Below are 22418 nucleotides of genomic sequence, written 5' to 3' on the forward strand. Positions count from 1 at the left end.
TTATGGAGCACAAGAATTTTGCGGCATCATCCATTTGCTAACTCTAAAGCACTTTGAAAAAGTAAACGACCGTCAACACCTCCATGAGCGGGTTCAATAAAGTTTTCAGGATGAGGCATCATACCAAGAATATTACCAGCTTTATTAACAATACCAGCAATATCTTTTATTGAGCCATTAGGATTTGTATTTTCTGTATAACGAAAAACAATTTGTTGATTATCTTCCATTTGTTTTAATGTTTCACTATCAACAAAATAATTCCCATCGTGATGGGCAACGGGACAACGAATAATTTGTCCTTTAGAATAATATCGAGAAAATTTTGTCTTGGCGTTGACGACTTCAAGTTTGATTTCACGACAAACAAATTTTAAAGAAGCGTTACGCATTAAAGTACCGGGTAATAATCCAGCTTCCAACAAAATTTGAAATCCATTACAGATCCCTATTATTGTAGTCCCTTCTTGTGCTTTTTCACGAATGGCCTTTAAGATAGGGGTTCGCGCTCCAATAGCGCCACACCTTAAGTAGTCGCCATAAGAAAAACCACCAGGAATAATAATAACATCTACATCTGGAATTGTTGTTTCTGTTTGCCAAATTTTTAGTGGTTCAACTCCCGTTATATGATGTAATGCTGCAATCATATCTCGGTCACGATTTAATCCAGGAAGTTGAATGATAGCAGTTTTCATGAGCGTTCCACTTAAAGAAGTTCGATTGTATAATTTTCAATGACAGTATTTACGAGTAACTCTTCACACATCTGGTTAAGTTTTTTCTTTGCGCTTTCAGAAGGTAGATCATCAAGAACAATATCAAAAACCTTTCCTTGACGAATGGAATGAACGCCCTCGAAAGCTAAACTTTTTAAAGCACCAACAATTGCTTCTCCTTGTGGATCAAGAACGCTTTCTCTTAAAGTAACTGTAATGCGTGCTTTCATTTTTTGCTTCCTGTTGTTAAAAGAACCTCTCCTTTGAAGAGGGGGTATTTATATAAGGTGATAATATTTTACCTTGTTTTTATTTTACGAGAACGGGACCACTTGGTCGTGTAGGTTCATTTTCATTCATAATACCAAGACGTTTGGCAACTTCTTGATAGGCATTAATAAGCCCACCCATATCACGACGAAAACGGTCTTTATCCATTTTTTCTTGTGTGTGCATATCCCATAGTCGTGCAGAATCAGGAGAGATTTCATCAGCAAGAACAATGCGCATTGTTTCATCTTCCCACAGGCGACCAAATTCCATTTTAAAATCAATTAATTGGATGTTAACACCGGCAAAAAGCCCAGAAAGAAAATCATTAATACGAATTGAAAGTTGCATGATATCTTCTATCTCTTGTGGGACAGCCCACCCAAAAGTTGTGATATGTTCTTCCGTTACCATAGGATCATCGAGAGAATCATTTTTATAGTAGAATTCAATGATGGATTGCGGAAGCGGGGTTCCTTCTTCCAGTCCTAAACGCTTAGCAAGAGAGCCGGCAGCAACATTGCGAACAACAACTTCCAACGGAATGATTTCCACCGCTTTAATAAGCTGTTCGCGCATGTTTATACGTTTGATAAAATGTGTTGGGATGCCCAAACGTCCAAGATGGCTAAAAATATGTTCCGAAATTCGGTTGTTTAAAACCCCCTTTCCATCGATAATTTCATGTTTTTTTGCATTAAAGGCAGTTGCATCATCTTTAAAAAACTGAATATAAGTCCCTGGTTCAGGTCCTTCATATAAAATTTTAGCCTTGCCTTCATAAATACGGTGGCGACGATTCATCATGATTCTCTATTTATCTTGAGAGGTTTTTAATAACATTGATAAATGATACTATCCTAATTGATAGAATTTCTCAATGATATTGCTATGATACTTTTATAATTTTTGTCATTACACGTTTATCCAAAGGTGAAGATACATAAGCGATGAGAAAGAAGATCATCTCTTTTGGATCAAATTTTTGCAAGAAAGTGAGAGAGGACCATAAGCCCTTCAGGCCAAGGTCCGTGTCCGGATTCTGCGTTAATATGGCCAGAATATCCAGCATCAACAAAGAGTGATCCCCAATCATTGGCAATTTTTTCTGCTACTGAAAATTGACAAAACTCATCGTTGCGACTGGCTATGACAATAGAAGGAAAAGAAAGCTTTTGGCGATGATAGGGGCCAAATGTCATTAAATGTTTGGGACGTATTTTTTCATTGGCGACATCTGGAGGTGCAACAAAGAAAGCGCCACAAATTTTTTCTGTATTTTGTACAGTTGCATGAATAACACTGGGAACTCCTAATGAATGAGCAATAAGCATAACAGGCCTTTGAGCTTTTGCGATGGCGGTTTTAACTTTGTTAACCCACTCTTCACAAACAGGCTTTGACCAATGGAGTTGTTCAATGCGGCGGGCTGTCGATAATTTTTTTTCCCAGCGTGTTTGCCAATGATCTGGACCAGATCCTTTGTAGCCAGGAACAATAAGAATATCGAGTTGATTTGCTTTCATGAATTGTTTTCTTTGTTACAACAGATTTTTGATCATAGGTGGAATGGATTTTGGTTTTCTATGTCGCTTTATTGTTCTTCAAAAACACGTTTAAAAATCGTATTTATATGTTTGGTGTGGTAAGAAAGATCAAATTTTTCGCGAAGTTCTTCTTCACTTAAAGCTTTGGTAACATCTTTGTCGTTGAGGAGTTCTTCTAAAAAATCTTTTCCTTGTTCCCAAACTTTCATCGCATTTCGTTGTACAATCCGATAAGAATCTTCACGACTAATCCCTGCTTGTGTGAGTGCTAAAAGAACCCGTTGTGAGTGAACAAGACCGCGGAATTTATTGAGATTTTTTTGCATATTTTCTGGATAGACAATGAGATTTTCAATGACAGATGTGAGGCGAGAAAGAGCAAAATCAAGTGTAATCGTCGCATCTGGAGCAATATAACGCTCAACAGATGAATGGGAAATATCACGTTCATGCCAAAGAGCTACATTTTCCATGGCCGGGAGTGCAAATGCACGTACCATACGGGCTAGTCCAGTTAAATTTTCTGTTAAAACTGGATTACGTTTATGAGGCATTGCCGATGAACCTTTTTGCCCAGGTGAGAAATGTTCCTCTGCTTCAAGAACTTCTGTTCGTTGTAAATGGCGTATTTCTATTGCTAGCCTTTCAATAGAGGAAGCAATAACACCAAGTGTTGCAAAAAACATAGCATGACGATCTCTTGGTATTACTTGGGTGGAAACCGGTTCAGCACGCATCCTCAAGGCTTTTGCTACATGTTCTTCAACGCGTGGATCGATATTAGCAAAAGTTCCTACAGCTCCTGAAATCGCGCAAGTAGAAATTTCTTCTCGTGCGGCAAGAAGACGTTTGCGACAACGGGAAAATTCAGCGTATGCAAGAGCAAACTTGATTCCAAAAGTTGTCGGTTCAGCATGAATGCCATGACTCCGCCCAATGGTGATTGTTTCTTTATGCTCAAAAGCACGTCTTTTTAATGCTTCAAGAAGTTGATCTATATCCTCTAGCAAAATATCACTCGCACGCATCAATTGAATGTTCAGCGTTGTATCGAGAACATCAGATGATGTCATACCTTGGTGGATAAAACGTGCTTCTGGTCCAATGAATTCAGCGAGGTGGGTTAGAAATGCGATAACATCATGTTTGGTAATTGCTTCAATTTCATCAATGCGATTGACATCAAATTTAGCTGCTGCCCCTTTTTCCCAAATGACTTTGGCGGCTTCTTTCGGAATAATCCCTAAGTGAGCAAGGGCATCACAGGCATGGGCTTCAATTTCAAACCAAATACGATATTTTGTTTCGGGAGACCAAATTGTTACCATTGCAGGGCGGGAATAACGTGCGATCATCATTTTTTTCCTTGTTGTGAGAGGATTGCGGCTTGGCGCAATGCACTAATACGTGTTTTGTAAAGCTCTTTATTTCCATCTTTATAAATTGCAGAGCCTGCGACAAATACATTTGCACCAGCTTTTGCAGCTATCCCAATTGTATCAACGGTGATACCACCATCAACTTCAAGGTCAATAGGGCGGTTTGCAATCATGCTTTTAACGCGCTTAATTTTATCTTTTATTTCTGGAATAAAACTTTGTCCACCAAAACCGGGATTGACCGTCATGATGAGAATGAGATCTAATTGATCAAGCAAATATTCAAGCATATGTTCAGGGGTGCTTGGATTGAGTGCGATTCCTGCTTTTTTCCCCATTTTTTTGATTGTTTGGAGTGAACGATGAAGATGTGGACCTGCTTCAGCATGAATAGTTATAATATCTGAACCTGCTTTTGCAAAAGCTTCTAAATAAGGGTCTACTGGTGCGATCATCAGGTGGACATCAAATATTGCTTTTGTTAATGGGCGCAGAACTTTGACGATTTCAGGACCAAAGGTGATGTTAGGAACAAAGTGCCCATCCATAATATCAAGATGAAGCCAATCTGCACCAGCATCAACAACATCTAACATTTCTTGTCCAAGTTTAGAAAAATCAGAAGCCAAGAGAGAAGGCGAAATGAGATGAGCATGGGGCATTAAAATCTCCTTAGATTGGCAGTTTTTATCATATCGCTGTGTATACACAAATATTTTTTGTGTTATGACGGAAAAGAAAAAATATGTATTATAGGTCTTTTTATGGAAAGATCGCTTGAAATTTTAAAGCTTTATAAGTGAAAGATATGTCGAATCATAAAACATATTTGATGCCTGAACTTCAACATAAACATACTATTGCGGTTTCTTCCCAAGAATATCGAGACGCCATGAGTCTTTTTGCAGGAGCTGTGCATATTGTGACAACAAATGGTATTAAGGGAAGACGCGGGGTGACTGTTTCGGCGTGTTGTTCTTTATCTGATAATCCTCCAACCCTTCTTGTTTGTCTTATGCGTCATAATTTAAAGAATCAGGTATTTATGGAGAATGGAAATTTTTGTGTTAATAGCTTGGCAGGAAAACATCGCTCATTAGCGGATGTTTTTTCGAGGCGTTGCAATTCTACACAAAATGAGCGTTTTGATGTTGCTCAATGGGGAGCTTTGCAAACGGGGGCGCCTAGTCTTTCAGATGCTCTAGCGTCGTTTGATTGTCGTTTGATTTGTTGGCACGAACACGCAACTCATTGTGTTTTGATTGGTGAGGTTGTTGCAATTAACTGTAATAAAGAAAAAGATGCTTTGATGTATTTGAAACGTGAATATCACACTTTGCCTTTATAAAGATTTTATTTTTTGCATTGATGAAATGATTTATTGTTGCTTCATTTAGATTTTAAACAATGTAGAGAGTAGGGGAGGGATGACTCTGATATCTGATTTCCTTCTTTTTAAGGTTTTTCAATAAGCGAGAAAAATGATTCTGGATGAGATTTAATCAAGAGTTCAATCTACATAAATAAAGTGATCAAATCTAAACAGTACATTTAAATATATTCGTCGATTGTTATGAAAAAACATTTTACTCTTGTGTTGATGGGTATTGCACAATATATAGACCGCACATAGCATATGTGGAGGTTTTTTATTGCATGAGCGAAGAGATTTATGGTCAATATCGCCCTAGTGAAGATGAGCCTTTTATGAATGAGCGGCAAAAGGCGTATTTTCGTGCTAAATTGGTTTCTTGGAAGAATGATATATTAAAAGAAGCTCGTGAGACTTTGGAAAATTTGCAGGAAGAGAATGTTGGTCAACCCGATTTGACTGATCGGGCTTCTTGTGAAACTGATCGTACAATCGAATTACGTGCTCGTGATCGTCAGAGGAAACTTATTTCAAAAATAGATGCTGCTTTAGAGCGCATTGATAATGGGACATACGGTTTTTGTGAAGAAACCGGCGAACCCATTAGTATAAAGCGTCTTGAGGCTCGGCCGATAGCCGTTTTGTCATTGGAAGCGCAAGAACGTCACGAACGACGTGAAAGAGTTTATCGCGATGATTAAGGTAAGGTTATTAAGATGATAAACAAACGAAATTCGTGGTGATAAAATTGTATATTTTTATTTTTGAGGGGTAGGAATGAATAAAGATGGTTCTTGCCGCCCCTCAATTTCGGCGGTGATGGTTGAATCTTTTACCGCTTGATTCGTAAAAGGAGAGGGACTTTTATCCGATATATCGTTTCTTTCTGTAGGGGTGGAATTTAGATGTGTGTGTGTTTCTCTCTTTTGTATTTTGGATGTACCGGTAATATCGGATTCTACAACCATATCTGTTAATCCACCAATAAGGAGCAAATGTTCTTTATTATCGCAACGGATTAAAACAAGGCGGCGTGCTCGATCTATAGAAATTACTTCACATAATGCTAATCGCGATAGGCTTTTTTTTCTATTAATGTTGAATCTTCTTGTATTTAAACGGCGTAAAAATACGATAATTATGGTAATAGCTGCGATTGTTATTAAAAAAATCAAAAAGCTTATCGTTATGTTTGCCGCAGATACACCTATTTGCTCTGATAACCAGATATACATAGATTTTCTCCCATTTTGTATGGAAATATTATTTTTTATTGAGATAAATTTATAAACATACCCTCAAAAGGTTCACTTATAACTTAAGAAATAAACTTTTGAATATTAAGCGATCTTATCTTAGATAATATCATAGTATATACTTTATAACAACATAACAACGAATATAAAGGAAGTTTTGTGACATAAGAAATAGCTATAAGCTAAGGCAAAGAGAGATGGATAAAGATTTTGAGAATAATGAAAGATCAGCGTCTTCGTTTCATCGGAGAGTTGTTATTTTTGGAGTTGTTTTTGTATTAGGTTTTCTTTTCATTGTGGGTATTTTAGGTTTTTTTTATACACAAAACTATTTGCAACAGGCGATATCAATATCTTTTTTGATTCTAGCAATGATCGGTGTTGCAACACTCGTTTTGTATGGAATGGGAATTTTAAGATATCATGTGTGGTCGCATGAAGATTTTGATTTTAGCATCTTTAATAGGAGCGATGATGCAATTGTAATTTCTGATCTTTCTGGTTTTGTTTATTATTCTAATCAAAACTATCGAAAAATTCTGACCTATAGGCCTGAAGTGTCTTGTTATAGGGTTATTGCGGATCTTCCAGGAGCTGGTGCCCTCTCGTACCGTTTAAAGGTTGCAGCCTGTAATAATCTTGCAGCGCAAGAGGAATTAAGAGTAGAACAGCCAATTTTTACCGATTCTACACCAAAAAAGTCTGTTTGGTATAATATTTCCATTCAACCTATCACAAAACAGAAAAAAAAGCTTTTATTTTGGCGTATTACTGATATTTCGCACTTACAACAAACGCGAGAAGTTTTTTTCTCGAACCTTCAAGAGGCTATCAATCACTTGGATCAAGCTTCTATTGGTTTTGTATCCGTTAATAGACAAGGAACTATTCTTTATGCCAATGCGACTTTTGCAGAATGGTTTTCAATTGATTTAGCTAATTTCTCAATTGGTCAATATAATTTTGATTCGTTATTTGATAGCGTTGGCGCTAAGAGCTCATGGAGTGATATCTGTTTACAAACCAACAGATATCAAAGTTCAGGTTACTCTTTACCTTATAGGCTTTCGTTATGTTTAAATTCACACACGACTTGTGAGAAAATATTCCATTGTCTTATATCTGTTTCTTCTCTCTTAGAAGAGGAGGCTATTTATCGTATTGTGATCATTCCACAACAAATACAAAAAGAAGAGGACGATCAATTAAAATTACCCCGTATATTAGGAGAATATTTTGATGCGAGTCCTTTTGCAATAGCCGTGGTGGATCATGCAGGGCAATTGGTTCATATGAATAAAGCTTTTTCATCACTCACGGGATGTATGGACAAAGCTGTCAATTTTTATGATGTTATTTCTCGTCGTGATTGTGTGCAGTTAGAGCGTTCTTTTCAGAGAATTGCAACAAATAAAAATTATTTTGTTTCTCTAGAAACTGTTTTAGAAAAAAATGAAGAATGCCATTTACGGCTCCATATTATGTCTGTACCGCCCTATCATGGTGATGTATTGCAAGATTTGCTTATTATCTCTGTGATTGAAACAACCGAACAAAAAACTCTTGAAGATAAAATGATGCAAAGTCAGAAGATGCAAGCTGTAGGACAATTGGCTGGCGGTATTGCTCATGATTTTAATAATGTTTTAACAGCAATTTTAATGTCGTGTGATCTTCTTTTAAATACGCATCGTAGTTCTGATCCTGCTCATGCTGATCTGATCAATATTAAAAATAATGCTAATCGTGCAGCTGCTCTTGTACAGCAATTATTAGCTTTTTCTAGAAAGCAAACACTTCGACCTGAAGAAGTTGATTTTACAGAGTTTTTATCAGACATTCGCAATCTTATTTTACCACTTTTGGGTAATAATATTCAGTTAAAAATTATTCATGGAAGAGATTTGTGGAGCGTTGAAGTTGATCAAGCATCTTTTCAGCGTGTTATTATGAATTTGGTTATTAATGCGCGTGATGCCATGTTAGATGGAGGTATTGTTACGATTGCGACAAATAATATTACAAAGCAACAAAGTGCTGAATTTAATCATCTTGGATTAGCAATTGGCGAGTATGTGCAATTGACTATTTCAGATACAGGAGCTGGTATATCTGCTGCTATACAAGAAAAAATGTTTGAGCCATTTTTTACAACAAAAGAAGTTGGAAAAGGAACAGGACTTGGTTTATCAATGGTTTATGGAATTATCAAGCAGAGCGGTGGGTATATTTATTGTGAAAGTAAAGAAGGTGAAGGAGCAACATTTCATATTTTTCTTCCCCGTTATATCCCCAATATAAAAGGAGAAATTTCTCAAAAGGTTGAAAAAGATGAAGAGAAAGATAAAAATATAGACTTAACAGGATCTGCGACTGTTTTATTGGTTGAAGATGAAGATGCGGTCAGAATGGGGGGGGTAAGAGCTCTTCAAATGAGAGGATATACGGTTTTAGAGGCTGCAAGTGGGGTGGAAGCACTCTCTATTCTTGAGGAACAAAAAGGAGATGTTGATATTATTGTTTCCGATGTGGTGATGCCAGAAATGGATGGGCCCACTTTATTGAAGGAAGTCCGTAAAAACTATCCTGGTATCAAATTTCTTTTCGTTTCTGGATATGCAAAAGATGCTTTTGCTAAAAATCTTCCACAAGATGCTGTTTTTGGTTTTTTATCTAAACCTTTTACACTCAAACAGTTAGCTGTAACAGTTAAAGAAACACTTTCGTCATGAGCAAAAATTTATGCAATAGAAAAAGTGCGTATTTTAAGATTTTTTAGGCTAAATACGAGAGCATTTTGATAAATAGAGCTTATGATAATGTCATAGAATTAAATAAAGAAGAAGAATTTTGAAAATGAAATAAAATTCAAAAAAATCACATGTTTTGTGCAAAAATTTATTGAAGAGATGGGCTCTATTATGTCAACATTTCATAGAGATTTTCAATTGTAGATACTGAGCAGAAACTATGTGTAAAGCATTGAAATATGCTGATTAATAGATTGTTGATACACTCAAAAAGATAAAAGCTGTTGTTGCGTATCTATCATTTTGCTCTTTCCTTCAATAAATGCTTTTAAGGCTTCGGGGTAGAGTTTATGCTCTACTTTAAGAACTCTTTCTGCTAAGCGCTCAGCAGTATCATGGGGATAGACTGGAACGGCTGCTTGAGCAAGGATTTTTCCTGCATCCACGTCTTCTGTAACAAGATGAACAGTGCAACCCGTAATTTTTACACCTGCTTGTAAAGCTTTTTCATGTGTGTTTAAGCCTTTAAATGAAGGCAAAAGAGAAGGATGAATGTTTAAAATTCGTCCTTCATAAAGTTTTACAAAACGTGGTGAGATAAGGCGCATATACCCTGCAAAGCAGAGAAAATCTGGTTTATATTGATCTAAAATCGTAAAAATATTTTCTTCATGCTCTTCTTTTGTTTTGTAAACTTTACGATCAACAATATGAATGGGTAAGTTATGATTTTGTGCCTTTTCAATACCATTTGCACGCGGATTATCGCAAATAACAGCGACAATTTCAGCAGGATATTCCGTTTGTTGGCTTGCTTGAGCAAGGGCGACCATATTCGAACCATTACCAGAAATAAAAACGACAATTTTTTTTTTCATAAATTCAGTACCCCTTTATAAAGTATTCCTTTATTTTGATCTTGGCGTTTTATTAAAATGCCAAGTGGAGTTACAGTTTCTCCTTTTCTTTCAAGAGCTTGTGTAATTGCTTCAGCTGCATGCTGTGCTACGATAATGATCATGCCAATACCACAATTGAATGTTCTTAACATTTCTGTTTCTTCTATTTTACCTTGTTTGGCAATCCATGAAAATACTGCTGGAACATTGATGGTAGAAAGATTAATTTCAGCGCAGAGAGAAGATGGAAGGACACGTGGAATATTTTCAGGAAAGCCTCCACCCGTAATATGAGCAAGAGCTTTAATCCCTTCATATTTTCGCATGATGGGAAGAAGCGATTTTACATAAATGCGTGTTGGTGTAAGAAGTGCTATACCAAGGCTGTTTTCAGGGGAAAAAGGGGCAGGGTCATTCCATTTGAGATAATTTTGCTGGATGATTCGTCGAACAAGCGAAAAGCCATTGGAATGAATTCCAGAGGAGCTTAGACCTAATATAACATCACCTTCTATCAAATCTTTTGAAGGGAGTAGCTTGCTGCGTTCGCATGCTCCTACAGCAAAACCGGCTAGATCATAATCTCCCTCTGCATACATTCCTGGCATTTCTGCAGTTTCTCCTCCAATAAGAGCAGCACCGGCTTGTTTACATCCTTCTGCAATACCAGAAACAATCGCAGCCCCTTGTTCAGGGTCGAGCTTTCCAGTTGCAAAATAATCCAGAAAAAAAAGCGGTTCAGCTCCTTGTACAAGTAAATCATTGACACACATAGCAACGAGATCAATACCTACAGTATTATGGTGACCTACTTCGATAGCAATTTTTAATTTTGTTCCCACTCCATCATTGGCTGCTACGAGGATAGGATCTGTAAAGCCAGCGGCTTTTAAATCAAAAAGGCCACCAAACCCACCAATTTCTGCATCTGCTCCGGCTCGTTTTGTAGCGCGTATAAAGGGTTTGATTTTTTCTACCATGGCATTACCCATATCGATGTTTACACCGGCTTTTGCGTAGGTAAGGCCGACTTTGGATTTATTCTTTATAAGATCTTGATTGCTCATTGGAGCCTTCCTTTAATGGAAAATCAGGTTTTGATATTATGCAATGCCATGATAGAGTTCTCTCTGCAAGAGATATTGATAAGAAAATAAGCAACTTTTCTTGTAGCTTATTTTGAAGTTGTTTATAATTCTTTGTGAAGTTTTTTTTAGGATATTTTATGAGCAAGATATCAGATAATCACGGACAGTCTTCTTGGAAACTTATGAGAAAGAAAGTGAGTGAGAATACATCTCGTGATCGTTATAAGACTTATGTGCCAGCGTATACTCAATTACCGTTGCCGAATAATATGAAAAGACAAATCTTTTTTTGGCTGGGTACGCTGATTTTTTTCATTCTTTTTATGTTTGTTTTTGGATCGATTTTGCTTCCTTTTGTGGCAGGGATTGTGTTGGCTTATTTTCTCAATCCCATTGTTCAATTACTTGAAAAATTTGGTATTCGTCGTGTGTTTGGGACTGTCCTTATTACCTTATTTATTGTTATTATCTTTGTTGCTGCTTTAGTTATTTTGATTCCTGTTATTAGTTGGCAAATACAGCAGTTTATGAGTGATGGTTTACCTGTTTATATTAATCGTATTCAAACCTTTTTTGTTGAGCATGATTTTGATTGGTTAAGGCGCTATTTTGGAAGTGATCCAAATGAATTACGGAATAATATTAAAGGATTTTTGGGCGAAGGTTCGGATTTTATTACGTCTCTTTTGAATTCACTTTTAAAGTCAGGAAAATCTATCGTTAATATCGTTAGCCTATTTGTTGTGGCACCTGTGGTGGCATTTTATATGTTATTAGATTGGCCACGTATGGTAACAGCAATCGATTCGTTAATACCGCGTGATCATCTTGAAACCGTCCGTAGTATTTTTCATGAAATGGATAGAGCTATTGCAGGCTTTGTTCGTGGACAAGGAACAGTTTGTCTCATATTGGGAGGCTATTATGCTATTGGTTTAACGATTGCAGGACTCAATTTTAGTCTTTTGATTGGTATGTTTATTGGTCTTATTAGCTTTGTTCCTTATATTGGCACAATGAGTGGTTTGCTCCTTTCTGTTGGTATTGCATGGGTCCAGTTTTATCCCAATAATTGGGGGGGAATCATTGTTGTGATGGCACTTTTTTTAATTGGTCAATTTATTGAAGGGTATATTCTTCAACCCAAGCTTGTAGGTTCATCAGTGGGATTACATCCCGTATGGTTGATGTTTTCACTTTTTGCTTTTTCTTCACTCTTTGGTTTTACTGGTATGCTTGTTGCTGTTCCAGCGGCAGCGGCTGTTGGCGTTTTAGTTCGTTTTGCTCTTCATACTTATCTGAGTTCTCAGATGTATTCGCGAAGCGGAAATTCGGAGCCGCTAAAATGAATGGGCGTGAAACGCAATTATCTTTAAATTTTCCTTATGATCCGATTTTTCAATTTGAGGATTTAGTGGTAACGGAAAGTAATCGTATGGCTTTTCAGCTTATTGATCACTGGCCCAATTGGAGCTTACCTATTGCAGTTTTAGTTGGTAAAGAAGGATCTGGAAAAACGCACTTTTCTAATATATGGCTCCAAAAAGCAGATGCTTTCAGGATTCAGTACAATGAACTTGATCAGGCTGTTACTATGGCTTCTTTAGGAAGATCATTTTTAATAGAGGATATTGATACAGGTGAAATCAATGAGACAGAACTTTTTCATTTAATTAACAGTATTAAGCAAACAAATCTTGATGCACGACAAGCTACTTTATTGATGACGGCACGAACACTTCCTTCCGCTTGGAATTTAACGTTAAATGATCTAAAAAGTCGTCTTAATTCGGTGATGTTCGTTGAAATTAATCAGCCTGATGATGCATTGTTAACAGCTGTTGCTTTTAAGCTTTTTTCCGATAGGCAACTTATTGTACATCCAGATACGGTTTATTACCTTGTAAGTCGTTGTGAACGTTCTTTATTTTCATTGAAGCGTGTTATTGATTCTGTTGATCAGTTGGCATTACAAAGAAAAAGAAAAATAACACGTGCTGTTATTGCTGAAGTTTTGAATAGAAGAAATCCGTAAATACTCTTTATCGCGGCTTACCTATTCTGACCTTTTATTATCGTTTCAATATGTGAAAAGACAAGTCATTTAAATTTTTTCTTTTTTGGATATCTATATAAGAGAGAAAAATAGTGTTTTTTACTTTTGTCATGTCATTATTTTAAATAACTTTGAGATTTTATTGTATGATATTGAATTTTTTTCATCTTCGCATTTGAAAATTTTTCTAAAAAGAGCGCTTTATTTTATTTATAATGAAACCTTTGTGCTTTGAAAAAATGTTTGTTGTTTATGAATATGAATTGTCGCAGATTCTAGAGTTTTTAATAAAAGAGTCCTTGGGAAGATAGAAAAAGAGGAGAAAAAAGCTTAATACAGCTGAATTCTTTGGCTTATGTTCTCTTTGGGAAAATTTTTCTATGATATTTAAGTTGTTTTTTTCTAAAACTGTATCTGTGAAATGCGTTTTGATACAGTGAGAGCTTGCTTAAAACAGGATAAAAATTATGAAGTCTTTATAGAGAAATTCATTCTTTTTTAATATAGATTGGATTTTTTACGGAGGTTATTTTCTACTATTTGTCAATAAATTTGTTATTGAGTAGGGGAAAAAATTAAAAAATGTGCTTTTTTGTAAAGAAATGCAACAAAATTTAAAAAAAGTGTGTTTTTCTCTTGCACTTCTGTTGTGAAAATTTTAGGAAATGTGCATCAAGTAAATGTAAATGGCGGAGCGTAGCGCAGCCTGGTAGCGCACCTGATTTGGGATCAGGGGGTCGTAGGTTCGAATCCTATCGCTCCGACCATATTTGATTGAGTGTGTGAAAATGACCAAATTGGGTACGTGTGATGAGAAACTATCATTCAAGCGTTGTTTAATCTGAAGGAAAAAGACATGATCGCACGTATTTATAGTCCTGCTAAGACAGCTATGCAGTCAGGTAAGGGGAATACAAGTTTTTGGGTTCTAGAGTATGAGCCGATGAAAGAAAAAATGCTTGAACCTCTTATGGGATACACGGCAACGTCTGATATGAATAATCAGGTAAGGATCCGATTTAATAGGAAAGAAGAAGCGATTGCTTTTGCACGTAAGAATGCTATCTCTTACCGTGTAGAAAAGAAACATACATCGATTCGACGTGCTATTTCTTATTCTGATAATTTTCGCAGTGATCGGCAGCAACCTTGGACACATTGAATTAAAAATGCTATTTTGAATTGAGAAAATAATCAGTTGGGTCCCGTAGCTCAGCTGGATAGAGCAACGGCCTTCTAAGCCGTGGGTCACAGGTTCGAATCCTGTCGGGATCACCATGTTTAAATAATATCAATAGGCTATAAAGAGAGTTTTCCTCTTATTGTATTAGCTTATTTTTCTGTATAATCCCGAACCTTTTTGATGTTTTTTGGTTGATTTTGTTGCTAAACGTTTTTCTATTGACTGTTTTAGTATAAAATAATGCTGTTTTACCTTTTTTCAGTAAAAATTCTTTTTTAAGAGCTTCTTTTCATCTTTCTGAAAATGAATATTTTATTTCTTAGATTAGATTTAAGCATTGCTGCTAATGCTGGTGAAATTGCAAAAAAAAACATCTATTGTAATTTTTTTATTTTTTATGAATAATATTATTATATTTTTCAGCATGACCTTTAGTAAGATCGACTTTGATTATATACAAGGCATGATGGATGTGATTTAGAACAGTTTATGAAACATTGAAGAATAAAAACGATATCTGTTTATGATGAGAATTTACAGGCGGCACAAGAGGTGGAGAATATCTTCTTGTCTTGGAAGCAGTGGATTCATAACGAATTGCTTTTTTATAGTTTTTTCGTATAAGAAGATGTTATATGTGCCGCCCAGATAAGATATTGTTTTTTTCAATGAGAGGCATTTGCGGACAATTTGATTTAACGTGATTATCACTGTTTCTCAGGTATGGTTATAGATATTCATCAATATTTAGGTTTTCTTAGTCTTATCGGTTTAAGAATATATGCTGTGTATTTATATGAATGGAGATAGATTGTATCTCAGAATTAAGTTTTTAGATTTCATATTTAAATTTTCAAATGTTTTTTCTTATTTCTTTATAGTTTGTACATCATATTAGAGGTATTTTAATATTGGATAACAATCACATTAAAATGTTATGCAGATGAGATCTGAAGATCTAAATTCACACGATTCAAGGTGATCATTATTTCAATAGAAATACAGTGTGAGGAGAATGCCATTTTATGCGCTTGTTTTAAGAGATATCTCTTAAAGCTCACTTCACGCTAGCGCTCGTGAATAGTACAATGATAAATCCATTGAGCGCCTCCATCTTTACGCTTATGAAGTAACAAGCCGGCACTATCATACACTTTGCCTATTTTTTAGCCCCCGATGTTGCGATAAATCTTAGCATTTGAGGTAGTTATCGGCATTTTTGTGCTTTTTTATACAATTTTTACTTAATATTAATTCCTCTTATGACGTGTAAAAGAGACGGTTTTGATTAATTCAATATAAATAGGTTTGAAATGAGAAAACATTACGATATCTAGATTTCTCATTTAACATGGCAAACAATAAAACATGATTATGAATCAATATATTTTTAGAATGAAAAAATTTGCTTTTATCGTATTTTTTTACTCTTTTTAATATTTTATTATAATCTGTAATTGGTAAATTCAAAATACAGCTCTAAGGCTAAGTGTTTTATATCTATCGAAGTGACTGTTGTTATATCTAACTGTTTGGACAACAAGTGTATACCAATAGACATGAAAGAATTAAGAAAAACAGGGGATAGATCAGGAAATAAACAATGTTTTTTTGAACAGAAGCCTATGCTTGTGGAAAGAGTTTTAAAATCAAATTTCTAATCTGTTTCAAAATGAGGCTGTTATTACGTTTTTGATACTTTTTAGATGGCTTCCCCAAAGAGGCGCTATCAGAACGTAAAAAAATATTAGAAACACTCTGTAAAGTATGTCCTTTGTAGAGGCATGTTGCAAAATCTTATTTCCGAATCTTTATTTACGCATCCCGTACATTGGAAGAATACGATAATTCAATAATTTATTTATACTATAAAATTGAATGGTGGGCGTGACAGGAATTGTCCATATATCCCCGTCAATCTGATCTTTATGGATATAACGTAAAGGGCGTGTACGAACCCCTGTAAGGATAAGTAAACGCAAAGCCAGTCGTGTTATGTTTTGTGTTTTACAGAGTGACTGATAAAAAGCTGGTATATCTTTCCAATTCATCGCTGATCTATTCGTGATCTTATGGCGTTGTTTACCTAAAAGAGCGCGTGCTTTTGTTGTTTCTTGTAAATCAACATCCAGACCCAAAGCAGCCGCATGTTTGAGACAAAGATTAAGACGATTAAGAGCTCTATAAGCAGTTCCAGCTTTTGTATGCCAAATAGGAGCAATAACATTGCGTATTTCTGTTTGCGTAATCTCAGAAACGGGTAAACACCCTAATTTAGGGAGAATATGAAGTTGTAAAGGCGAAAACCAACGCCCATCTTTACCATCTCCTTTTAATTCAGCTTTCCGACTTTCAAAAGCATCTAGAGCAATATCTTTTAAATAATGGAGATTGCTTATTGCTTCACGCTTTTGTTTCTCACGTTCTTTAATAGGATCACGACCTTCGTGCAAAACAGAACGCCATTGGTTTGCCAATTCACGGGCTTGTTTTAAAGAGACATCTCGCAACGCTCCCAATCCCATTTCACGATGACGTCCGTGAAGGGTATACCGTAAAATCCATTGAGCACCTCCATCTTTACGCTTATGAAGTAACAAGCCAGCACCATCATTATATTTGCCAGCCCCCAATGTTGCGACAGATCTTGCATTAAGACGGTTCATAAGAGCCATTTTTTACTCCTTTCTTATACAAATTTGATCCACACACTCATCCCGCTTGTGACGTGCAAATGAGTGGTTTTGATTGATTCAAGATAAGCAGATTTAAAATGAGAGAATCTTGCATTATTCGAGGGGCTAATTCAATACGAATAACGATAGATTATCATTATAAATCAATATGTTGTATCTTTAAGGAGAAAATTAGTTCCTTTATATGAAGTGATCAATGATCGTTCAGGTGATGTGGTGAATTTTTTTCGGGTGTTGCAACGCCATTATTACCCTTTCATGGATCTGTTGGAATTCCAGGTGAGTAGCCGTGAGGCGTTTGAACGGTTACGCACCCAAGATCCCAAGACCCTGACAGATTTAGAGCGGGCATTGCGGTTTTTATATCTGCAGCGGTTGAGTTTTGGTGGCAAAGTGGCAAAACAGACGTTTGGAGTTGATCCACACCGTGGTGCACGGTTTAATAGTCTCAAACTTGAAGCCTCCTTAAAGCTTATTTACCGTCGTTTAGCAGGTGTGACCATTGAACATTTAGATTGGTTTGAGTTTATTAGGCGCTATGATCGTCCCAACATCTTGTTTTACCTTGATCCGCCTTATTGGGGTGTTGAGGATTACTATGGCAAGGATTTGTTTAAGCGAGAGGATTATCAGAGGATGTCCACACTGCTTGCACAATTAAAGGGAAAGTTTCTTCTGTTACTCAATGATGTGCCGGAGATTCGCAAAAGCTTTAGCCCATTTAAGATAAAAGAGGTCACCATATCTTATACATGCAGTTCAAATAATCCAATTCCAGCTCAAGAGCTCATCATCTCAAATTGCGACTTTTAGCAAAGGAGAAAAAGCTGCCTTAAAGGGTCTTTAAATGATCTTTGAAAGGTCTTTGAAGCCCCTTTGAAAACCCCTTTAATTTTTTAAAAAAGACGTGAATTTTAAAAATGAATTGCTGCAAAACCTGCTGTCAAATTCTGCAAAACCTGCTGACAAGCTACATACAAGACATATAGAATCAATAATTTATAGCACGACAAAAGTGCTGTGGCGGAGGGGGTAGGAATGCTATATTTATATAAAATCAATAGATTATATAGAAGTTCGGGAATTTTGATTCCGTTGATTCTTTTAACTTATTTTCTGCCTATCCCGAACCTTTTTAGAGCTTATTCTCGATCATTTAGTTCTAAATTTATCTTTTATTTTCTCTTCTTTCAGATATTAAGAAAGATGGCTGTGAGAGAAGGAATTGTGTTAGAGATCTGCTAGGGTTATTGTGTTTCAAAGGTTGCTTTTTAACACCTTTTGAACTATATTACCACCTTATTGTAAGGTAGGAGTATAGTCATGGCTACAACTGTTAAACTGTCTGATGATCTCATTAATGAGGCTAAGCGTTACGCGTCTGTTTATAGCCGCTCGGTTCCTAAGCAAATTGAATATTGGTCGCGTATGGGCAAAATAGCCGAAGAAAATCCAGATCTCTCCTTTCAATTTATTCAAGCAATCTTACTTGGACAACAAGAAAATGCAGATGGCGATGTAACAGCATTCGAATTTGGCTGAATCTATGCAAGTTTTACAAACCCATTCATTTAAAAAAACTGTCAAAAAACTGCATGCCAACCAAAAACAAGATCTAGATCAAGCTGTTCGCGTCATTATGAAAACGCCCACCATTGGTCAAGCCAAAACAGGTGATCTTTCTGGTGTTTTTGTCTATAAATTTAAAATGGCCAAGCAATTGACGCTGCTTGCTTACAGCTATGAAGATCACACGATTACTTTGACCTTATTAGCACTTGGCTCTCATGAAAATTTTTACCGAGATCTTAAAGCATAATATATTTTACAACTTAATAGAGGCACACAGCATTAATTTTACTAAAGTTCTCCAGTGCTAGAGGTATTAAACCAAAATTTATAGACATGATCAAGCTATATTGGGCACCTAATTGCGGCATAATATTTTTAGCTAAACCGATTGGAGGACTTTGCAGCAAAGGAGTACAGCGCTCATCTGCTATTACATACCTCTAACTTGAGTTAAAAACAAAGCTCTTCCGTACACCCCAACAAATGGCTTTGTCATGATAGAACTTTATTAGATTAGAGGTAAGTCAGTAGCATCTGTTATAAATTTAACGCTTCGCACTTTCCTCGGTAAATTCAAGCCGCAAAATACTAAATACAACTAAGTCCTATAGCTCAATGCGTACATAATCATGCATGGTGTTTCTACGCTCAACAAGTTACACCTCAGTTCTCTTGCGCAAATACGAATAAGAAGGGTTTAATTTGCTAATTTTAGCTCAGTCTTAAGTACAACGTCTGGAAAGGCTACACGTGCCTGCTGCATCAACGTAATATTAATGCCATAGAAAAATCCCTTACTATCTGCTATAGCTTCATAAGGATTGCCTATAATGTAAAAAATGAAAAATAATATAAAATAAATTTACAAAAATGATTGACTAGGATATTAAAGCACGATAACGATTCATGCAATGCAAGTCCGCAAGAGGAGATAAGGTATTGCATTTTAATTGAAGGTTTAGTTTTTAAGGAAAGTAAAAGCCTTATCAAACTAAAGCTCCGTGGGGAGGGGGCCATTACATGCAAGAACAAACATTTGTAAATTATAAGAAAAATGCTTATGAATTGGGCGTGGAGCGTTTACGCTCTATGGAATTGGTCTAGACCCCTTCAATTCTTGAAGAAATGGCCGATATTGCCCCTGATCTCGCAAAATTCATCATCTCTTTTGTGTATGGAGAAATTTATGAGCGACCTCACTTAACAAGCCGTATTCGGCAGCTTGCCACCGTTGCCATCTTTGCAACTCTCGGTAATGCAAGACGGCAACTCAAATTCCACCTTACCAGTGCTCTTAATATTGGGTGTAGTCCTGCTGAGCTGATTGAAGTAATGATACAATTGGCACTTTATGCAGGGTTTCCAGCAGCCTTAAATAGTGTTTTTGCTGCAAAAGAGGTCTTTGATGAAAAGCAACTAGACTTCATATCTAGTTGCGGCTCGCCATTAGTATGCGAGGATCGCTACGAATCTGGACTGAAGGCACTAGAACGTATTGATGGCCCCGATGGACAAATGATTATTAAGACACTGGGTAGCATTGCTCCAGACTTAGCTCGTTTTGTTGTTGAGTTTGGGTTTGGTGATATCTACACACGGCCTATCCTCAACTTCTTTGAACGGGAAATTATAACGGTGGCAGCGTTAGGAACTGCGATTCCACAGCTGAAGCTGCATATACAGGGTCTGCTTAATGTAGGTGGCACGCCCGAACAGGTGATTGAATTAGCAATTCACATTGCTCCTTATGCAGGCTTTCCTGCAGCGATTAATGTCGTTGAAATTGCTAAAGAAGTTTTTGCCTCACGCAAGGAGACATAGAGAAATTTATTTGCCAGCAACATCATTATTATCAAAAGCGTGATACTTACGAATTTAATTTTTTTCTTAATTTCAAGGAGAATTTAATGTCTACACCGTATCTTTTAATTACAGAAATATATCCTAAAGAAAACCAAACTCTTACAGTAGCTAAGAAATGGAGGCAGATCACAGCAGAAAAATCTGAGCAGCAGGCTACGGTGTTTGTATCTCTTTGATAATAGGACTGTTCTGCAGTTGAGAGCCTTGCCCTCATTAAAACAGATTGAGAGCTTGCCGGGGATATGGGAGCTTGAATTAAAATTATTGGGAGAAGATCTTGTGAACGACTTTCGTCGTCAACTTTTGACCTATGTTGAATCGGTAAAAGTGCTCAAGCAGTCTTTGCCTAGCACACCGTATCTGCAGCTGCGTCATATTGAGGTTCCTCCAAGCCGTTTTACTTCCTACCGCCAATGGCGAGACAAAACCATTTTTGACCTTAGTACGCAAGGTATCTGAGGTTGAAGAGTTTATTGCTTATCATTCCATCATTAGTACAGAGCTGGGTGTTATGTTTCTCTCCGGTTTTTCTGTTGATCCTGAGATCTATAAGAGCCTTTTTTCTTCTCCGCGCTATCAAGAGATAATTAAAAAGGCCGGAGACAATTTTATCACGGGTGGAGAAGGTGGACTTTATACAAAAATTTACAAACGCTTTATTAATTAACAACGAACTACGGCGACAGCTGTAAAACTAAGCTACAGCTTTTGGTTTGAGTGGAGGGTAGTGATTGCTAAAAATGAGCGCTTACTCTTCTATAATATTACCGAAAAGCCATGTATGTTTTAAGTAATGTAATTATTTTGGTAAATTTTTGCTTATATTTGATCAATAACGTAGTTACCGATTTTTAAAGCCATATAATAATTTTATGAAGAGTATGTTTTTATTTCAAATAAATCAAAGAGATATAAAAAGAGAGTTAAAATTAGTTATAATTTTGAGGCAGGGAGCACAATGAAAAATACATCTAATAAGAAAATTTTTATAGTTGGCAATAAATTTCATGAATTTAGTATACATGAAAACGTTAAGACTTTTGGGGAAATTTTAGAGATGATACGTACAAATTCCTTTGCCAATTTACCTAGTAATAGTCAACTTGTTAGCGGTCAAGGGTTAACAGAAGTTCAAGCTCAAGCTCTTTATGACCAAGGACTATATCCACTCGCAGCCCACGGGATTGATATTTCTCCTCTACTACAGCGTCCACTTCGCGTTAGCCGCCTGCAAAGTCATAAGCACTACATCAGAAATGCGATTATCTCTCACCCGAAACGTTTAGATGAGCATAATTTTGAATCTCACTTAATATTGGATGAACGGTCAGAACTAATGAATGATCATCAAACTGGACAACATATACAAGGTATGGTGTTGATTGAAGCAGCTCGTCAAATGTTTTTAGCAGTTACTGAGGAATATTTTATCGGAGATAACTGGACGGAGCTGTATTACTTTGTGTTAAATAGCCTGGCTGCCAATTTTACAGGGTTTGTATTCCCTCTTGACGTTGTTTTTAACTATCGAATTAACTCTAGCGATATATCCAGATTATCTCGCCTTCACTTCGATATAACTATATCAGTTAACCAAGGCGACACGAGCGTCGCTACTCTTTCCTTTCAGTTTACTGCTTATCATGCAGAAAAACTAAAGAAGAATGAACACAAACAAGCGATTAAATTTCTTAACAAGCAAACAGGTAGGGACTCTGTCTCGCGGAAAGCTGAGAACCTTGAAAATGTTTATCTTGCGTAGAGGCAT

General features: G+C 36.4%; 23 protein-coding genes, 2 tRNA genes and 2 pseudogenes. 16 read left to right on the forward strand and 11 right to left on the reverse strand.

The window, feature by feature from the left end; genetic code table 11:
• Positions 1-26: 26 nt before the first annotated feature.
• The 6 genes from purQ to rpe form a co-directional block, all read right to left on the reverse strand.
• Positions 27-698 (reverse strand): phosphoribosylformylglycinamidine synthase subunit PurQ, encoded by a 672-nt coding sequence (purQ, locus tag ACFINA_RS04190; protein ID WP_375615125.1) that lies wholly within the window; start codon positions 696-698, stop codon positions 27-29.
• A gap of 11 nt (positions 699-709) precedes the next feature.
• The gene (gene purS, locus ACFINA_RS04195; RefSeq protein WP_375615126.1) at positions 710-949 is read right to left on the reverse strand and encodes a phosphoribosylformylglycinamidine synthase subunit PurS; all 240 of its coding nucleotides are present in this window, start codon (positions 947-949) and stop codon (positions 710-712) included.
• A 79-nt stretch (positions 950-1028) separates the two neighbouring features.
• Positions 1029-1793 carry a phosphoribosylaminoimidazolesuccinocarboxamide synthase gene (gene purC, locus ACFINA_RS04200; RefSeq protein WP_375606723.1) on the reverse strand — a complete coding sequence of 255 codons (765 nt, stop codon included), beginning with the start codon at positions 1791-1793 and terminating at the stop codon, positions 1029-1031.
• 173 nt (positions 1794-1966) lie between these two features.
• Complete coding sequence (locus tag ACFINA_RS04205) at positions 1967-2515, reverse strand: RBBP9/YdeN family alpha/beta hydrolase (protein WP_375606634.1); 549 nt, start codon at positions 2513-2515, stop codon at positions 1967-1969.
• A gap of 68 nt (positions 2516-2583) precedes the next feature.
• Positions 2584-3891 (reverse strand): adenylosuccinate lyase, encoded by a 1308-nt coding sequence (gene purB / locus ACFINA_RS04210; RefSeq protein ID WP_375606722.1) that lies wholly within the window; start codon positions 3889-3891, stop codon positions 2584-2586.
• Positions 3891-4577 carry a ribulose-phosphate 3-epimerase gene (gene rpe / locus ACFINA_RS04215; RefSeq protein ID WP_375615127.1) on the reverse strand — a complete coding sequence of 229 codons (687 nt, stop codon included), beginning with the start codon at positions 4575-4577 and terminating at the stop codon, positions 3891-3893. The genes purB and rpe overlap by 1 nt, the downstream gene beginning before the upstream one ends.
• 146 nt (positions 4578-4723) lie before the next feature.
• On the opposite strand from rpe, the gene ACFINA_RS04220 reads away from it, so the two are divergent.
• On the forward strand, positions 4724-5263 hold the full coding sequence (locus tag ACFINA_RS04220) for a flavin reductase (protein ID WP_375606632.1): 540 nt from the start codon (positions 4724-4726) through the stop codon (positions 5261-5263).
• 308 nt (positions 5264-5571) lie between these two features.
• On the forward strand, positions 5572-5988 hold the full coding sequence (gene dksA / locus ACFINA_RS04225; RefSeq protein WP_375606631.1) for an RNA polymerase-binding protein DksA: 417 nt from the start codon (positions 5572-5574) through the stop codon (positions 5986-5988).
• Between the two features lie 57 nt (positions 5989-6045).
• Here the strand turns inward: dksA and ACFINA_RS04230 are convergent, their stop codons facing one another.
• Positions 6046-6522: a hypothetical protein gene (locus tag ACFINA_RS04230; protein ID WP_375615128.1), complete on the reverse strand. Its 477-nt coding sequence runs from the start codon at positions 6520-6522 to the stop codon at positions 6046-6048.
• Positions 6523-6740: 218 nt separating this feature from the next.
• On the opposite strand from ACFINA_RS04230, the gene ACFINA_RS04235 reads away from it, so the two are divergent.
• The gene (locus ACFINA_RS04235) at positions 6741-9275 is read left to right on the forward strand and encodes a response regulator (protein WP_375615129.1); all 2535 of its coding nucleotides are present in this window, start codon (positions 6741-6743) and stop codon (positions 9273-9275) included.
• A gap of 284 nt (positions 9276-9559) precedes the next feature.
• On the opposite strand, the gene purN is transcribed toward ACFINA_RS04235, so the two are convergent.
• Both purN and purM read right to left on the reverse strand, forming a co-directional pair.
• Positions 9560-10171, reverse strand: coding sequence for a phosphoribosylglycinamide formyltransferase (purN, locus tag ACFINA_RS04240; protein WP_375606628.1), 612 nt, complete (start codon positions 10169-10171; stop codon positions 9560-9562).
• Positions 10168-11259, reverse strand: coding sequence for a phosphoribosylformylglycinamidine cyclo-ligase (purM, locus tag ACFINA_RS04245; RefSeq protein ID WP_375606627.1), 1092 nt, complete (start codon positions 11257-11259; stop codon positions 10168-10170). Before purM ends, purN begins: the two co-directional genes overlap by 4 nt.
• A 158-nt stretch (positions 11260-11417) precedes the next feature.
• On the opposite strand from purM, the gene ACFINA_RS04250 reads away from it, so the two are divergent.
• The 5 genes from ACFINA_RS04250 to ACFINA_RS04270 all read left to right on the forward strand — a co-directional run bounded on the left by ACFINA_RS04250 (position 11418) and on the right by ACFINA_RS04270 (position 14614).
• Positions 11418-12629 carry an AI-2E family transporter gene (locus ACFINA_RS04250; RefSeq protein WP_375606626.1) on the forward strand — a complete coding sequence of 404 codons (1212 nt, stop codon included), beginning with the start codon at positions 11418-11420 and terminating at the stop codon, positions 12627-12629.
• Positions 12626-13315, forward strand: a complete 690-nt coding sequence (gene hdaA, locus ACFINA_RS04255; RefSeq protein WP_375608309.1) for a DnaA regulatory inactivator HdaA — start codon at positions 12626-12628, stop codon at positions 13313-13315. The genes ACFINA_RS04250 and hdaA overlap by 4 nt, the downstream gene beginning before the upstream one ends.
• A gap of 711 nt (positions 13316-14026) precedes the next feature.
• Positions 14027-14103 (forward strand) — tRNA-Pro (locus tag ACFINA_RS04260).
• Positions 14104-14192: 89 nt separating this feature from the next.
• Entirely contained in the window at positions 14193-14498 is a 306-nt protein-coding gene (locus ACFINA_RS04265; RefSeq protein ID WP_375606624.1) for an ETC complex I subunit, read from the forward strand.
• Between the two features lie 39 nt (positions 14499-14537).
• A tRNA-Arg gene (locus ACFINA_RS04270) sits at positions 14538-14614 on the forward strand.
• A 975-nt stretch (positions 14615-15589) separates the two neighbouring features.
• Here ACFINA_RS04270 and ACFINA_RS04275 read toward each other — a convergent pair.
• Both ACFINA_RS04275 and ACFINA_RS04280 read right to left on the reverse strand, forming a co-directional pair.
• Positions 15590-15682: pseudogene (locus ACFINA_RS04275) on the reverse strand (DUF4102 domain-containing protein); the annotation flags it as partial.
• Positions 15683-16411: 729 nt separating this feature from the next.
• A pseudogene (locus tag ACFINA_RS04280) lies at positions 16412-17194 on the reverse strand (tyrosine-type recombinase/integrase); the annotation flags it as partial.
• 150 nt (positions 17195-17344) lie between these two features.
• On the opposite strand from ACFINA_RS04280, the gene ACFINA_RS04285 reads away from it, so the two are divergent.
• From ACFINA_RS04285 to ACFINA_RS04320, 8 genes are all read left to right on the forward strand, one after another.
• The gene (locus ACFINA_RS04285) at positions 17345-18028 is read left to right on the forward strand and encodes a DNA adenine methylase (protein ID WP_375615141.1); all 684 of its coding nucleotides are present in this window, start codon (positions 17345-17347) and stop codon (positions 18026-18028) included.
• 510 nt (positions 18029-18538) lie between these two features.
• Positions 18539-18757, forward strand: coding sequence for a TA system antitoxin ParD family protein (locus tag ACFINA_RS04290; protein WP_005773872.1), 219 nt, complete (start codon positions 18539-18541; stop codon positions 18755-18757).
• The gene (locus ACFINA_RS04295; protein WP_246054788.1) at positions 18750-19034 is read left to right on the forward strand and encodes a type II toxin-antitoxin system RelE/ParE family toxin; all 285 of its coding nucleotides are present in this window, start codon (positions 18750-18752) and stop codon (positions 19032-19034) included. The genes ACFINA_RS04290 and ACFINA_RS04295 overlap by 8 nt, the downstream gene beginning before the upstream one ends.
• Before the next feature lie 878 nt (positions 19035-19912).
• Positions 19913-20608 carry a carboxymuconolactone decarboxylase family protein gene (locus ACFINA_RS04300; RefSeq protein WP_375615130.1) on the forward strand — a complete coding sequence of 232 codons (696 nt, stop codon included), beginning with the start codon at positions 19913-19915 and terminating at the stop codon, positions 20606-20608.
• Positions 20609-20694: 86 nt separating this feature from the next.
• Positions 20695-20826 carry a hypothetical protein gene (locus ACFINA_RS04305; protein WP_375615131.1) on the forward strand — a complete coding sequence of 44 codons (132 nt, stop codon included), beginning with the start codon at positions 20695-20697 and terminating at the stop codon, positions 20824-20826.
• 103 nt (positions 20827-20929) lie between these two features.
• Complete coding sequence (locus ACFINA_RS04310) at positions 20930-21109, forward strand: hypothetical protein (RefSeq protein ID WP_375615132.1); 180 nt, start codon at positions 20930-20932, stop codon at positions 21107-21109.
• Positions 21084-21317, forward strand: a complete 234-nt coding sequence (locus tag ACFINA_RS04315; protein ID WP_375607427.1) for a hypothetical protein — start codon at positions 21084-21086, stop codon at positions 21315-21317. The genes ACFINA_RS04310 and ACFINA_RS04315 overlap by 26 nt, the downstream gene beginning before the upstream one ends.
• A 291-nt stretch (positions 21318-21608) precedes the next feature.
• Positions 21609-22412: an AfsA-related hotdog domain-containing protein gene (locus tag ACFINA_RS04320; protein ID WP_375615133.1), complete on the forward strand. Its 804-nt coding sequence runs from the start codon at positions 21609-21611 to the stop codon at positions 22410-22412.
• Positions 22413-22418: the final 6 nt, after the last annotated feature.

The sequence above is a fragment of the Bartonella sp. AC10YNML genome (genome assembly GCF_042196825.1).
Lineage (GTDB): Bacteria > Pseudomonadota > Alphaproteobacteria > Rhizobiales > Rhizobiaceae > Bartonella.

What these genes read in the sequence shown, in the direction of transcription:
- purQ (WP_375615125.1), bottom strand. Translation starts at nt 698, where the DNA reads ATGAAAACTGCTATCATTCAACTTCCTGGATTAAATCGTGACCGAGAT.
- purS (WP_375615126.1), bottom strand. Translation starts at nt 949, where the DNA reads ATGAAAGCACGCATTACAGTTACTTTAAGAGAAAGCGTTCTTGATCCA.
- purC (WP_375606723.1), bottom strand. Translation starts at nt 1,793, where the DNA reads ATGAATCGTCGCCACCGTATTTATGAAGGCAAGGCTAAAATTTTATAT.
- ACFINA_RS04205 (WP_375606634.1), bottom strand. Translation starts at nt 2,515, where the DNA reads ATGAAAGCAAATCAACTCGATATTCTTATTGTTCCTGGCTACAAAGGA.
- purB (WP_375606722.1), bottom strand. Translation starts at nt 3,891, where the DNA reads ATGATCGCACGTTATTCCCGCCCTGCAATGGTAACAATTTGGTCTCCC.
- rpe (WP_375615127.1), bottom strand. Translation starts at nt 4,577, where the DNA reads ATGCCCCATGCTCATCTCATTTCGCCTTCTCTCTTGGCTTCTGATTTT.
- ACFINA_RS04220 (WP_375606632.1), top strand. Translation starts at nt 4,724, where the DNA reads ATGTCGAATCATAAAACATATTTGATGCCTGAACTTCAACATAAACAT.
- dksA (WP_375606631.1), top strand. Translation starts at nt 5,572, where the DNA reads ATGAGCGAAGAGATTTATGGTCAATATCGCCCTAGTGAAGATGAGCCT.
- ACFINA_RS04230 (WP_375615128.1), bottom strand. Translation starts at nt 6,522, where the DNA reads ATGTATATCTGGTTATCAGAGCAAATAGGTGTATCTGCGGCAAACATA.
- ACFINA_RS04235 (WP_375615129.1), top strand. Translation starts at nt 6,741, where the DNA reads ATGGATAAAGATTTTGAGAATAATGAAAGATCAGCGTCTTCGTTTCAT.
- purN (WP_375606628.1), bottom strand. Translation starts at nt 10,171, where the DNA reads ATGAAAAAAAAAATTGTCGTTTTTATTTCTGGTAATGGTTCGAATATG.
- purM (WP_375606627.1), bottom strand. Translation starts at nt 11,259, where the DNA reads ATGAGCAATCAAGATCTTATAAAGAATAAATCCAAAGTCGGCCTTACC.
- ACFINA_RS04250 (WP_375606626.1), top strand. Translation starts at nt 11,418, where the DNA reads ATGAGCAAGATATCAGATAATCACGGACAGTCTTCTTGGAAACTTATG.
- hdaA (WP_375608309.1), top strand. Translation starts at nt 12,626, where the DNA reads ATGAATGGGCGTGAAACGCAATTATCTTTAAATTTTCCTTATGATCCG.
- ACFINA_RS04265 (WP_375606624.1), top strand. Translation starts at nt 14,193, where the DNA reads ATGATCGCACGTATTTATAGTCCTGCTAAGACAGCTATGCAGTCAGGT.
- ACFINA_RS04290 (WP_005773872.1), top strand. Translation starts at nt 18,539, where the DNA reads ATGGCTACAACTGTTAAACTGTCTGATGATCTCATTAATGAGGCTAAG.
- ACFINA_RS04300 (WP_375615130.1), top strand. Translation starts at nt 19,913, where the DNA reads ATGGCCGATATTGCCCCTGATCTCGCAAAATTCATCATCTCTTTTGTG.
- ACFINA_RS04305 (WP_375615131.1), top strand. Translation starts at nt 20,695, where the DNA reads ATGTCTACACCGTATCTTTTAATTACAGAAATATATCCTAAAGAAAAC.
- ACFINA_RS04320 (WP_375615133.1), top strand. Translation starts at nt 21,609, where the DNA reads ATGAAAAATACATCTAATAAGAAAATTTTTATAGTTGGCAATAAATTT.